At 69.8% G+C, this 13,304-nt stretch carries 7 protein-coding genes; 2 read left to right on the top strand and 5 right to left on the bottom strand.

Features of this window, described 5'->3' with window-relative positions; translation table 11 throughout:
• The first annotated feature begins 35 nt into the window (after positions 1 to 35).
• The gene (fxsT, locus tag ACYSUO_RS32150; RefSeq protein ID WP_461779724.1) at positions 36 to 3,047 is read left to right on the top strand and encodes an FxSxx-COOH system tetratricopeptide repeat protein; all 3,012 of its coding nucleotides are present in this window, start codon (positions 36 to 38) and stop codon (positions 3,045 to 3,047) included.
• A 73-nt stretch (positions 3,048 to 3,120) separates the two neighbouring features.
• Here the strand turns inward: fxsT and ACYSUO_RS32155 are convergent, their stop codons facing one another.
• The 5 genes from ACYSUO_RS32155 to ACYSUO_RS32175 all read right to left on the bottom strand — a co-directional run bounded on the left by ACYSUO_RS32155 (position 3,121) and on the right by ACYSUO_RS32175 (position 10,582).
• On the bottom strand, positions 3,121 to 6,921 hold the full coding sequence (locus ACYSUO_RS32155) for a multifunctional oxoglutarate decarboxylase/oxoglutarate dehydrogenase thiamine pyrophosphate-binding subunit/dihydrolipoyllysine-residue succinyltransferase subunit (protein ID WP_461779725.1): 3,801 nt from the start codon (positions 6,919 to 6,921) through the stop codon (positions 3,121 to 3,123).
• 240 nt (positions 6,922 to 7,161) lie between these two features.
• The gene (locus tag ACYSUO_RS32160) at positions 7,162 to 8,277 is read right to left on the bottom strand and encodes a HAMP domain-containing sensor histidine kinase (protein WP_461779734.1); all 1,116 of its coding nucleotides are present in this window, start codon (positions 8,275 to 8,277) and stop codon (positions 7,162 to 7,164) included.
• 23 nt (positions 8,278 to 8,300) lie between these two features.
• Entirely contained in the window at positions 8,301 to 9,038 is a 738-nt protein-coding gene (locus ACYSUO_RS32165; RefSeq protein WP_266714016.1) for a response regulator transcription factor, read from the bottom strand.
• A gap of 93 nt (positions 9,039 to 9,131) precedes the next feature.
• Positions 9,132 to 9,824, bottom strand: a complete 693-nt coding sequence (locus tag ACYSUO_RS32170; protein WP_461779726.1) for a spermidine synthase family protein — start codon at positions 9,822 to 9,824, stop codon at positions 9,132 to 9,134.
• Between the two features lie 62 nt (positions 9,825 to 9,886).
• On the bottom strand, positions 9,887 to 10,582 hold the full coding sequence (locus ACYSUO_RS32175; RefSeq protein ID WP_461779727.1) for a GNAT family N-acetyltransferase: 696 nt from the start codon (positions 10,580 to 10,582) through the stop codon (positions 9,887 to 9,889).
• A gap of 169 nt (positions 10,583 to 10,751) precedes the next feature.
• On the opposite strand from ACYSUO_RS32175, the gene lon reads away from it, so the two are divergent.
• Complete coding sequence (gene lon / locus ACYSUO_RS32180) at positions 10,752 to 13,154, top strand: endopeptidase La (RefSeq protein WP_461779728.1); 2,403 nt, start codon at positions 10,752 to 10,754, stop codon at positions 13,152 to 13,154.
• Positions 13,155 to 13,304: the final 150 nt, after the last annotated feature.

The raw sequence follows: 13,304 nt of genomic DNA on the forward strand, positions 1-13,304 counted from the left end.
TTTTTTCGCGACTACGCGCAGCAGGAGGACGCTGGATGTCTGGAACTCGTACGCCGGTCGGGGCGACCGTGGGGGAAGCTGCGAAACGGACCGTCACGATCAGCTTCGCCGGGTTCAACCGGGCCTGGGCCGCCTGGATCGGCGACCGTCTTGAGCGGCGCGGGCTGCGAGTGGTGTACCAGCGCTGGGAGGGGCCGGCCGAGACTCCCCTCGTGGAACTGCTGCGGGACCTGAGCCTCGCGGAGGGCCGGATCCTCGTCATCGTGAGCGAGTGGTACTTCCAGCTCGGCCCGCGCACCCATGAGGAGTGGAACGCCGCGCTGCGCGAGGTCGTCGCGCCCGACCCGTCCCGCTTCGCGGCCGTCTCCCTCACCACGTCCTCGGTGCCCCAGGCCACGGCCGTGCTCGGCGCCGTCGGCCTGATCAACCTGGGAGCGGAGGAGGCCGAGCGGCGGCTGCTCGAACGCCTGGACCTGCCCACGGACCCGCTGCCCGAGACCGTGGGCAGCGCCCGGCGCGGCCCCCGCTTCCCGGCCACCATGCCCGAGGTGTGGGGCGGAGTGCCGCGCCGCAACACCCGGTTCACGGGCCGCGAGACGATCCTCAACGAGGCGTACCACCGGCTCACCTCGGCCGAGCCGGGCGCGGGCGTCCTGACCTTCCACGGCATGTCGGGCGTGGGCAAGACCCAGCTCGCGGCGGAGTACGTCTACCGTTTCGGATCCGAGTACGACGTCGTGTGGTGGGTCAACGCCGAGAAGCGTGTCACCTACCGCCGCGGCCTCGCCGAACTCGCGCCCAAGCTCGGCCTGCAGACCGGCCAGGAGTACGGCGAACGGCTGCGTGCCGTCCGGGACGCGCTGCGCCGCGGCGAACCGTACGGCCGCTGGCTGCTGATCTTCGACGGCGCCGACGAACCGGACCAGATCTGGGACCTGCTGCCGACCGGCCCCGGGCAGGTGATCATCACCTCGCGCAACCCGGAGTGGAGCGAGCACAACAGCATGCTGCTGGAAGTACCGGTCTACCAGCGCGACGAGTCGGTGGCCTTCCTCCGGCGCCGGGCGCCGCGGCTGACGGAGGAGGACGCGGACCTGCTGGCGGACGCCCTGGAGGACCTGCCGCTGCTGCTCGACCAGACGGCCGGCTGGCTGAACGACTCGGACCTGTCGGTCGAGGAGTACCTCGGCCTGCTCGACGGCGGCATCGACCACGACGTGGTCAAGGTGTCCGCCGACTTCCCGCTCGCCTTCCAGACGGCCTGGTCGATACTGCTGAACAAGCTGCGGGAGACCGTTCCGGAATCCGTTGATCTGCTGCGACTGTGCACGTTCTTCGCGCCGGGCTTCATCCCCGTACGCCTGCTGAAGGAGATGCCGAGCGACGACCTGCCAGAACAGATCGCGGGGCTGCTGAACGATCCGCTGCTGTGGAACAAGGCCATCAACCAGCTGCGCCAGTACTCCGTGGTCCGTCTGGAGTCCCACGAGGTGGGGACGGACGACGTGACCTCCTCGGGAGAGGCCCTCTACCTGCACCGCATGGTCCACCAGATCGTGCACGTCGACATGCCGGAGGAGGACCGGCGCGAGTTCGTCGGGGTGGTGCAGGTGGCCCTGGCCGCCGCCGACCCGCGCAGGCCCACGGACACACGGCTGTGGCCCGGCTACGCCGAGATCGTGCCCCACCTCAAGTACGCGGACGTCCTTCGGAGCAGGGACCCGAACGTCCAGCGGCTCGTGCTCAACTGCCTCCGCTACATGTACCTCTCCGGGGAGTACACGGCCGGCATCAAGCTGGGCGAGCGCGCCATGAAGGCCTGGCGTGAGCTGCTCGGCGAGAACCACCCCCGGATCTGGGAGCTGTCCTTCCACTACGTCAACGTGCTGCGCGCCGCCGGTGAGTACGAGCGCACGGAGGTGCTCAACCGCGCCGCGGTCGAGCACCTGCGGGAGACGCGGGGGCAGGACGACCTGGAGCACCTGCGGGCCGCCAGCGGCCTCGCCGCCGACCTGCGCGGCCTCGGACGCTACGACGAGGCGCTCGAACTGTGCCGGTGGACCCTGACCGCCTATCAGGGGCTCCTCGGCGAACAGGACTCGCGGACCCTGAACGCGCAGAACAACGTGGCGGTGACCCTGCGGTTGCTCGGCGTCTACTCCGAGGCCCTCGACATCGACCGCCAGGTCCTGGAATCCCGGAGGTCCCTGCTGAAGGGACGCCACCCCTGGACACTCGACTCCCACATCAAGTACGCCATCGACCTGCGTCTGATGGGCCGTTACGACGAGGCCGAGTCGAACCAGCTGCAGAGCCTGCGCGAGAACCGCATCGTGATGGGGGAGAACAACCCGCAGACGCTCAAGGCGGAGTACAACCTGGCGCTCTGCCACTACCGCAGAGGCGAGCGGCTGAAAGCCGGCCGTGCGCTCGCGCGCGTACTGGAGCGTGGCGAACGCGTGATGGGCGAGACCCATCCATGGACCGTCATGTTCGCCTGCGCGCAGAGCTGCTTCTCCCGCGAGGAGGGCGACATCGACGAGGCGAGGGAACTGAGCGAGACCGTCGTGGCCCGCTACGAACTGGCTCTCGCCGAGAGCCACCCCTTCGTCGCCGGGGCCCGCGCCAACCAGGCGCTCATCCTGCGCAACGTGGGGGAGCGGGAGCACGCGTACGACCTCATCGAGCGGTCCCTGGCCGACATGTCCGCCGCGGTGGGCGAGAACCACCCCTGGACGCTGGGCTGCGCCGTCAACGCCTCGGCCCTGCGCAACCTCGTCGGTGACCCCGAGTCCGCCGCCCAGCTCAGCAACGACACGGTGACCCGCGCCATCGAGACGCTGGGCCGCACCCACCCCCTCACCCTGTCCGCGCGCATCGCGCACGCGGCGGACCTGCGCGGACTGCGGGAGCGCAGGCAGGCGGAGAAGATCGAGCAGGAGGCCCTCTCGGACCTGGAGGCGACGCTCGGCAAGCAGCATGTGCACACCATCTCGGCCCGCGCCCGCAACCGCCCCCACTGGGACTTCGAACCCCAGACCACCTGAGCACGCACAGGCCGAAGGCCCGGACCCCTTTCGGGGACCGGGCCTTCGGCCTTGCTCGCTGTGCTTCGGGGCCTTACGCCTCGAACACCTCACGCACCAGCTGCTCCTGCTCGGCCTGGTGACGCTTGGCCGAGCCGACCGCCGGGGACGAGCCGTGCGGCCGCGAGATGCGGCGCAGACGCTCGGCGCCCGGGACGTCGGCGCCGACGGCCAGGTCCAGGTGGTCGATCAGGTTGAGCGCGATGAACGGCCACGCGCCCTGGTTCGCCGGCTCCTCCTGCGCCCAGATGTACTTCTCGGCGTTCGGGAACTTGGCGATCTCGGCCTGGAGCTCGGCACCCGGCAGCGGGTACAGGCGCTCGACGCGGATGATCGCGGTCTCCGTGTCGCCGCGCTTCTGCCGCTCGGCCTCGAGGTCGTAGTACAGCTTGCCCGCCACGAAGACGACCTTCTTGACCGCGTTCGGGGAGACGGACTCGTCGCTGATGACCGGGCGGAAGCCACCCGTCGTGAACTCCTCCACCTTCGACGCGGCGGCCTTGAGGCGCAGCATCGACTTCGGCGTGAAGACCACCAGCGGCTTGTGGTGCGGGTTGTGCACCTGCCACCGCAGGAGGTGGAAGTAGTTCGACGGCAGCGTGGGCATCGCGACCGTCATGTTGTTCTGGGCGCAGAGCTGGAGGAAGCGCTCCACACGCGCGGACGAGTGGTCCGGGCCCTGGCCCTCGTAGCCGTGGGGGAGGAGGAGCGTGACACCGCTCGTCTGGCCCCACTTCTGCTCGGCGGCCGAGATGTACTCGTCGACGACGGTCTGCGCGCCGTTGACGAAGTCACCGAACTGCGCCTCCCACATCACGAGGGACTCGGGACGCGCCAGCGAGTAGCCGTACTCGAAGCCCATGACCGCGTACTCGGAGAGCAGCGAGTCGTAGACGTTGTAGCGGGCCTGGTCGGGCGACAGGTAGAGGAGCGGGGTGAAGTCCTCGCCCGTCTTGTTGTCGATGAGGACCGCGTGACGCTGGCCGAAGGTGCCGCGGCGCGAGTCCTGACCGGACAGGCGCACCGGGGTGCCTTCGAGGAGCAGCGAGCCGAGGGCGAGGGTCTCGCCCATGCCCCAGTCGATCGTCCCGTCCTCGATCATCGACGCGCGGCGCTGCAGCTGCGGCAGCAGACGCGGGTGCACCGTGACGTGGTCCGGGATGTTGACCTGGGACTCGGCGATGCGCTTGACGACCTCCTGGGAGATCGCCGTCTGCACGGCCACGGGGAACTCGGCCTGCGGGTCGGGGACCTCGGCGGCGGCCGGGTGCGAGACGGCCTCGCGGACCTCCGTGAAGACCTTCTCCAGCTGGCCCTGGAAGTCCTGGAGCGCCTGCTCGGCCTCTTCCAGGGTGATGTCGCCGCGACCGATGAGGGACTCGGTGTAGAGCTTGCGCACCGAGCGCTTCTTGTCGATCAGGTCGTACATCAGCGGCTGCGTGAACGCCGGGTTGTCCGACTCGTTGTGACCGCGGCGGCGGTAGCAGATGAGGTCGATGACGATGTCCTTGTTGAACGCCTGGCGGAACTCGAAGGCCAGACGGGCAACGCGGACGACGGCCTCGGGGTCGTCGCCGTTCACGTGGAAGATCGGCGCCTCGATCATGCGGGCCACGTCCGTGGCGTACATGGAGGAGCGCGACGACTCGGGAGCCGCCGTGAAGCCGACCTGGTTGTTGATGACGATGTGGACCGTGCCGCCCGTGCGGTAGCCGCGCAGCTGCGACATGTTGAGCGTCTCGGCGACCACACCCTGGCCCGCGAAGGCCGCGTCACCGTGCAGGGCGACCGGCAGGACCGTGAAGTCCGTGCCGCCCTTGTTGATGATGTCCTGCTTGGCGCGGGTGATGCCCTCGATGACCGGGTCGACCGTCTCCAGGTGGGACGGGTTGGCGGCCAGCGAGACGTTGATCTGCTCGCCGTCCAGGCCGGTGAAGGTGCCCTGGGCGCCCAGGTGGTACTTCACGTCGCCGGAGCCGTGCATCGACTTCGGGTCGAGGTTGCCCTCGAACTCCCGGAAGATCTGCGCGTACGACTTGCCGACGATGTTCGCCAGGACGTTCAGCCGGCCGCGGTGGGCCATGCCGATGACGACCTCGTCGAGACGGTTCTCGGCGGCGGAGTCGATGACCGCGTCGAGCAGCGGGATGACGGACTCGCCGCCCTCCAGGGAGAACCGCTTCTGACCGACGTACTTGGTCTGAAGGAAGGTCTCGAAGGCCTCGGCCGAGTTCAGCCGGCGCAGGATGCGCAGCTGCTCCTCGCGCTCCGGCTTGGCGTGCGGCCGCTCGATGCGGTCCTGCAGCCAGCGGCGCTGCTTCGGGTCCTGGATGTGCATGAACTCGACGCCGGTGGTGCGGCAGTACGAGTCGCGCAGCACGCCGAGGACGTCGCGCAGCTTCATCATCGACTTGCCGGCGAAGCCGCCGACGGCGAACTCGCGCTCCAGGTCCCAGAGCGTCAGACCGTGCTCGGTGATGTCCAGGTCGGGGTGCTTGCGCTGCTGGTACTCCAGCGGGTCGGTGTCGGCCATGACGTGGCCGCGGACCCGGTAGGAGTGGATCAGCTCGAAGACGCGGGCGGCCTTGGTGACGTCGTCGTCGTGCGAGGCGTCGATGTCCTTGAGCCAGCGGACCGGCTCGTAGGGGATCCGCAGGGCCTTGAAGATCTCGTCGTAGAACTCGTTCTCACCGAGGAGGAGGTTCGCGACGATGCGCAGGAACTCGCCGGAGGCGGCACCCTGGATGACCCGGTGGTCGTAGGTCGACGTGAGCGTCATGACCTTCGAGATGCCGAGCTTGTTCAGCGTGTCCTGGGACGTGCCCTGGAACTCCGCCGGGTAGTCCATCGAGCCGACGCCCATGATGACCGACTGTCCGGGCATCAGGCGCGGGACCGAGTGGACGGTGCCGAGGCCACCGGGGTTGGTCAGGGAGACCGTGACACCGGTGAAGTCGTCCATGCCGAGCTTGCCGTCGCGAGCACGGCGGACGATGTCCTCGTAGGCCTGCCAGAACTCGAAGAAGTTCAGCGTCTCGGCCTTCTTGATGCCGGCGACGACGAGCTGGCGGTCGCCGTTCGGCTTCACCAGGTCGATGGCGAGACCGAAGTTGATGTGCTCCGGCTTGACCAGGGTGGGCTTGCCGTCCTTCTCCTGGAAGGAGTAGTTCATCGACGGCATGGCCTTGATGGCCTGCACCATCGCGTACCCGATGAGGTGCGTGAAGGAGATCTTCCCGCCGCGGGCCCGCTTGAGGTGGTTGTTGATGACGATGCGGTTGTCGAACAGCAGCTTCACCGGGACCGCGCGCACGGACGTCGCCGTGGGGACCTCGATGGACTTGTTCATGTTCTTCGCGACGGCGGCGGCGGGACCGCGCAGCGTCACGAGCTCGGGGCCGGCAGGGGCCTCGGTCGTCACTTCTTCAGCCTTCTTCGGTACGGGGGTGGCGGCGGCAGCGGCAGGCTTCGGCGCGGTGGGCGCGGCCGGAGCTGCGGGCTTCGCGGGAGCGGGCGCGGCGGCAGCCTGTGCGGGAGCTGCGGCTGCGGGCTTCGCGGGCTCGGCGGGGGCCTGCGCTGCGGGTGCGGCCGGGGCCGCGGGCTTCTCGGCCGGCTTCGGGGTCGTCGCGGCCCCCGCGGCCGCGGCACCTGGCTTGTAGTCGGCGAAGAAGTCCCACCAGGCTCGGTCAACCGAATTCGGGTCCTGGAGGTACTGCTGATAGATCTCGTCGACGAGCCACTCGTTGGGTCCGAACGCGGCCGCAGGGTTCTTACCCTGCCCGGCTTGGTCGGTCTCGGTGGAGATGCTCGAGTTACTGGGGGACTGTGGCGACACGGCGGTAACCGCCCTCTTCCGCTTCTCACAAGGTGATGGACAGCGGGAATAAAGGCTACGCCTCCATTCACGGCACGTGCAGACCGGGCCGGTCATCCGTCACGTAAGTCACACCGGAAGTTGCGTTTCGGGCCTGGAAATGGCGGGAAACAAGCGGGGTTTCGGTACGTTCGCATGCGCGCCCGGCGTGTTCTTGTCTGCCCGGCGCGCTCTTGACCCATGCGTGACCGAAACCCTACGTCAACTTTGCGTTCCGGTCTCTCCCGGAAGAGTGACCTTGATCCGGCAGCCCCGCTCGGATTCGGCCACCCGGATCTGTCCGCCGTGCAGTTCCACGGCCCAGCGGGCGATGGCGAGGCCGAGGCCCGTGCCGCCGTCGCCCTTGCCCTTGTCGCCGCCGGAGTCGGCGTCGCCCCGGTTGAAGCGCTCGAAGACCTTGTGCCACTCGGACTGCGGGATGCCGGGGCCCTCGTCGAGGACTTCGAGGACGAGCGACTCGGGGTAGGGGCCGCCCCGGGCGAGCACGGTGACGCGGCCGTGCTGCGGGGAGTGCTTCACCGCGTTGTCGATGAGGTTCGCGACGACTTGGTGGATGCGCTCCGGGTCGGCGTGCGCTGTCAGCTCGGGCGGCGAGACGTCGAGGTGCAGATGGACGTCCGTACGCGTATGGGTGCCGGAGCCGGAGGCCAGTCCGGCGCGCTGGGAGACCGCCATGTTGGCCTCCTTCAGGACGCCCGACAGATACGGCCAGACCTCGAAGCGGCGCGTCCTCAGCGGCACGACGCCGTTGTCCAGGCGGGACAGGTCGAGCAGCGTGTCGACGAGGCGGCCGAGCCGCTCCGTCTGTTTGAGCGCCGTGCGCATCGTCTCGGGGTCGGCGGCCATCACGCCGTCGACGACGTTCTCCAGGACCGCGCGCAGGCCCGCGATGGGCGTGCGCAGCTCGTGCGACACATTGGCCACGAGCTCCTTGCGCTGCTGGTCCTGGGCCGCGAGCTCGTCGGCCATGCGGTTGATGGTGACGGCGAGGTCACCGATCTCGTCGCGCCGGCCCGCGCCGCGCACCCGGCGCGAGTAGTCGCCGTTGGAGATGAACCGGGCGACCGTGTTCATCTCGTCGAGCGGAGCCGTCAGCGAGTGCGCCACGAACTGCGTGATCAGCAGCGTGGCGATGATCGAGAACACCGTGATGAAGCGCAGCTCCGTCGCCGTGTACATCGCCACCATGAGCAGGCCCGTGGTGATGAAGACGGAGACGACGACGAGCGTGCCGAGCTTCGCCTTGACGGAGAAGGGGCGCAGACCGCCGGACGCCCACTGAGGGTTGAACGGCGGACGGTGCGGCCGCCCGCCCACTGCCCGGTTCCGGTCCCCGGCGCTCACGGGTTCGGCGTCTCCAGCGCGTAGCCCACGCCGTGCACGGTGCGGATGCGCTCCGCGCCGATCTTCCGGCGCAGCGCCTTGATGTGGCTGTCGACCGTGCGGGTGCCGGAGGCGTCCGCCCAGTCCCACACCTCGGCGAGCAGCTGCTCACGGGAGAGGACCGCGCGCGGCGTGTTCGCCAGGCACACGAGGAGGTCGAACTCGGTGGGAGTGAGGTGCACGTCCTCGCTCCTGACCCGCACGCGGCGCTGCGCGTGGTCGATCTCCAGCTCGCCGAGTCGCAGTATGCCGCTGCGCGGTGTCGTGGCGGCCAGCGCGGCCCGCTCGACCCGGCGCAGCAGCACGTGCACGCGCGCCGCCAGTTCCCGCATGGAGAACGGCTTGGTCATGTAGTCGTCGGCACCGACACCGAGGCCGACCAGCATGTCCGTCTCGTCGTCGCGCGCGGTCAGCATCATGACCGGCACCGGCCGCTGGGCCTGCACGCGCCGGCAGACCTCGAGCCCGTCGAATCCGGGCAGCATGATGTCGAGGATCAGCAGGTCGGGCTGCCAGGCCTCGGCCGTGTCCACCGCCGCCGGGCCGTCCTGCGCGGTTTGCACGAGGAATCCCTCGGCGCGCAGCCGGGCGGCGATGGCGTCGACGATCGTCGGATCATCCTCGACGACCAGGACCCGTCGTTGGGCTCCCTGGGTCGTCGTGGTGGTGTTGTGGGAGGTGTGTGTCTGCTCCATCGCCCCGCCCCTGAGTGCGCGCCGTCGTGACGCGCTTGACGCTTGAATGATCGGGTTTCGGACGTCAGCGTACGGGGAGTTACCGCCGGTCGGCTACGTGGGCCTCAGTGCGAGGTGCACCACGTCAGGGACGCCCCGGACAACCGGGATCTCTTCGGTGCGCACCGCCTGGAATCCGGCATTCCGCAAGGTTTCTTCGAAATTTGCTGACGGCTGTGCGGACCATACGGCGAGAACACCGCCCGGGTCGAGTCGGTCCTTGCAGGCGGCGAGCCCGGACGGTCCGTAAAGGGTGTCGTTGTCCTCTGTGACGGTCCAGTCCGGACCGTTGTCGATGTCGAGGCAGAGCGCGTCGTAGGTGTCCGTCGCCGTGTGCAGATGCCGTACGAGGTCGGCCTCGACGACCTCCGTACGAGGGTCGGCGAGGGCCCCGGCGGACAGCTCGCGCAGCGGGCCGCGCCGGTGCCAGTCGATGATCGCGGGCTCCCGCTCGAGGACCGTGATGCCGCCCCAGCGCGGGTCCGCGGCCGCGTGCGCGAGGGAGAAGCCGACGCCGAGCCCGCCGATGAGGACGCGCGGTTTCTGTCGATCGCCGAGGGCCGAGAGCGCCGCGTCGACGAGGCGCCGCTCGGAGCGACCGTCGGAGGTGTCCATCAGGAACGTGCCGTTGGCGATGATCTGAAGCAGGTCGCCGTGACGGCGCAGGACCACCTCGCCGAAGGGCCCTTCGCGGCGATCGAGGACGACGGGTGGATCGGGGTGGTGCAGAGTCGTCATGGCGGCCATTGTGGCCGACGGGGTGCGCGACCGGGGGCATTTTCTGTGGCCCACGTCTCACATGGCACTCGTCACAGAGGGTGAAGCGAACCGGGCTGCGCAGTGCCACAACTGCTTGATGGGCCTGCGTACTTGGCGTTCGTCAGAGGGGCCTCGATGCGCCAGCCCACCGACTCGTAGAGGTGTCGGCCCTCCGGGGTGCAGGCGAGGACTGCACGGGTTGCGCCCTGGGTGTGGGCTGTGGATTGGAGTGTGCCCATGACCACGCGGCCGAGGCCCTTGCGGCGGTGGTGTTCCGAGGTCTCGATCTGGTCGACGACCGCGCTCGCGCCGGTCGGGGCGATCTGGCCGCGTGCGGCGAACGCGCCCGTGGTGTCGGTGAGCAGGACACGGGTGACGCCGGCGCGGGTCCACATGTGCCGGATGTAGCCGCTGGGGGCCGGGGGTGCGGTGGCCGGGGTCAGCTCCGTCGACATGAGGAAGTCGTCCGAGCCGTACGGCTCCCATTCAGGGCCGAGCCAGGGCAGCACCCGCTCCGGGTCCGCGAAGACCTTCAGGTGGGTGCCGCGGCCGCGCGTGGACTCGGCGACCTTGCGGACGACCTCCTTGCGCACCGCGTCGTTCGTGGCGCCGATGACGTGCCGGCTCACGTGGTGCGGCAGGCCCACGTGAATCGTGTAACCCCAGGGCTCGACGAGTGGGGGAGCGGCGCCGCGCGACACGATCCATCCGTCGATCCAGTTCCGTACGAGTTCCTCGCCCGTCATGTCCGTACCCCTTCGACGTAAGACCCTCATTTGCCCTTCAGGTATTACATACGCCGGGGCATCAGGGCCGGAAGTCGTGATCGCTGACAGCGAACGGGCGGGACGGAACATCTGGAGGCTGCCGAGCATTGAGTCCTTGTAACTCAACTTGACTGCCAAAGGGGAGATCATGGCTTCGACGTCCACACCGCTCACCCTGCCCGTGCTGCCCCTCGACGACGAGGTCGTGCTGCCCGGAATGGTGGTGCCCCTGGACCTCAGCGACACCGACGTACGAGCCGCGGTGGAGGCCGCGCAGGCCGCCGCCCGTAGTGGACCCAGCAAGCCGAAGGTGCTGCTTGTTCCACGTATCGACGGGACGTACGCGAACACCGGCGTGCTCGGCACCGTCGAGCAGGTCGGCCGCCTCGCCGACGGCGACCCCGGCGCGCTGATCCGCGGCGTCGGCCGCGTGCGCATCGGCGCCGGCACGACCGGGCCCGGCGCCGCCCTGTGGGTGGAGGGCCTGACCATCGAGGAGGAAGTGCCGGACCCGCTGCCGGGTGCCGTCACCGAACTCGTCAAGGAGTACAAGGCTCTCGCCACGAACTGGCTGAAGAAGCGCGGCGCCTGGCAGGTCGTGGACCGCGTCCAGGCCATCGACGACGTGTCCGCGCTCGCCGACAACTCCGGCTACTCGCCGTTCCTCACCACCGCCCAGAAGGTCGAGCTGCTCGAAGCCGCCGACCCGGTCGAGCGGCTGAAGCTCGCCACAGGACACCTGCGCGACCACCTCGCCGAGCAGGACGTCGCCGAGTCCATCGCCAAGGACGTACAGGAAGGCGTCGACAAGCAGCAGCGCGAGTTCCTGCTGCGGCGCCAGCTCGACGCCGTGCGCAAGGAGCTGCGCGACCTGAACGGCGAACAGGAAGGTGAGGAGTCCGACGACTACCGTGCCCGCGTCGAGGCCGCCGACCTGCCGGAGAAGGTCCGCGAGGCCGCCCTCAAGGAGGTCGAGAAGCTGGAGCGGGCGAGCGATCAGTCGCCCGAGGGCTCCTGGATCCGGACCTGGCTCGACACGGTCCTCGAACTGCCGTGGAACGAGCGGACCGAGGACGAGTACGACATCCAGGGCGCCCGCGCCGTCCTCGACGCCGAGCACGCGGGCCTGGACGACGTGAAGGAGCGGATCACCGAGTACCTGGCCGTGCGCAAGCGCCGCGCGGACCGCGGTCTCGGCGTGGTCGGCGGCCGTCGCGGCGGCGCCGTGCTCGCGCTCGTCGGCCCGCCCGGCGTCGGCAAGACCTCGCTCGGCGAGTCCGTCGCGCACTCGATGGGCCGTAAGTTCGTCCGCGTCGCGCTCGGCGGCGTACGGGACGAGGCGGAGATCCGGGGCCACCGGCGTACGTACGTGGGTGCCCTGCCGGGCCGCATCGTGCGCGCCATCAAGGAAGCCGGGTCGATGAACCCGGTGGTCCTCCTCGACGAGGTCGACAAGGTGGGCTCCGACTTCCGCGGCGACCCGGCCGCGGCCCTGCTCGAAGTCCTCGACCCGGCCCAGAACCACACCTTCAGGGACCACTACCTGGAGGTCGAACTGGACCTGAGCGATGTGGTGTTCCTCGCCACCGCGAACGTCCTGGAGGCCATCCCGGAGGCCCTCCTCGACCGCATGGAACTCGTGCGTCTCGACGGGTACACCGAGGACGAGAAGATCGTCATCGCCCGTGACCACCTGGTTCCGCGTCAGCTGGACCGCGCGGGTCTCGCCGCCGACGAGGTCACCATCGGCGACGACGCGCTGCGCAAGCTGGCCGGCGAGTACACGCGTGAGGCCGGCGTACGCAACCTGGAGCGGTCCGTCACGCGCGTGCTGCGCAAGGTGGCCGCGCAGCACGAACTGGGCGAGCGGGAGCTGCCGTTCACCGTCGGCGAGGGCGATCTGCGCTCGCTGATCGGGCGGCCGCACCACGTGCCCGAGTCGGCGCAGGACCCGGCCGAGCGGCGCACGTCCGTGCCGGGCGTGGCGACCGGGCTCGCGGTCACCGGGGCCGGTGGTGACGTGCTCTTCGTGGAGGCGTCCCTCGCCGACCCGGAGACGGGCGCGGCGGGCCTGACCCTCACGGGTCAGCTGGGCGACGTCATGAAGGAGTCCGCGCAGATCGCGCTCTCCTTCCTGCGCTCGCACGGCGCCGAACTGGAGCTGCCCGTCGCCGACCTGAAGGAGCGCGGCGCGCACATCCACTTCCCGGCGGGCGCGGTCCCGAAGGACGGGCCGAGCGCGGGCGTCACGATGACGACGGCGCTGGCGTCGCTGCTGAGCGGGCGGCTTGTCCGTACGGATGTGGCGATGACCGGTGAGGTGTCCCTGACCGGGCGCGTGCTGCCCATCGGTGGCGTCAAGCAGAAGCTGCTGGCCGCGCACCGGGCCGGGATCACGACCGTCATCATCCCGAAGCGGAACGAGGCGGATCTGGACGATGTTCCTGCGGAGGTGCTGGAGAAGTTGGAGGTGCACCCGGTGAACGATGTGCGGCAGGTCCTTGAACTGGCCCTGGCACCCGCCGAGGTGGAGGTGCCCGTCGCCGCGTGACCTGCGACGGGGGCGGGGTCGGGGGGGGGGGGGGGGGGGGGCCCCCGGGGGGGCCCCCCCCCCCCGGGGGGGGGGGGGGGGGCGGGCGCGGGGGGGGGGGGGGCCCCCCGGGGGGGGGGGGGGGGGGTGGGGGGGTGGGGGGGTGGGGGG

It is taken from the genome of Streptomyces sp. UC4497 (assembly GCF_054871485.1).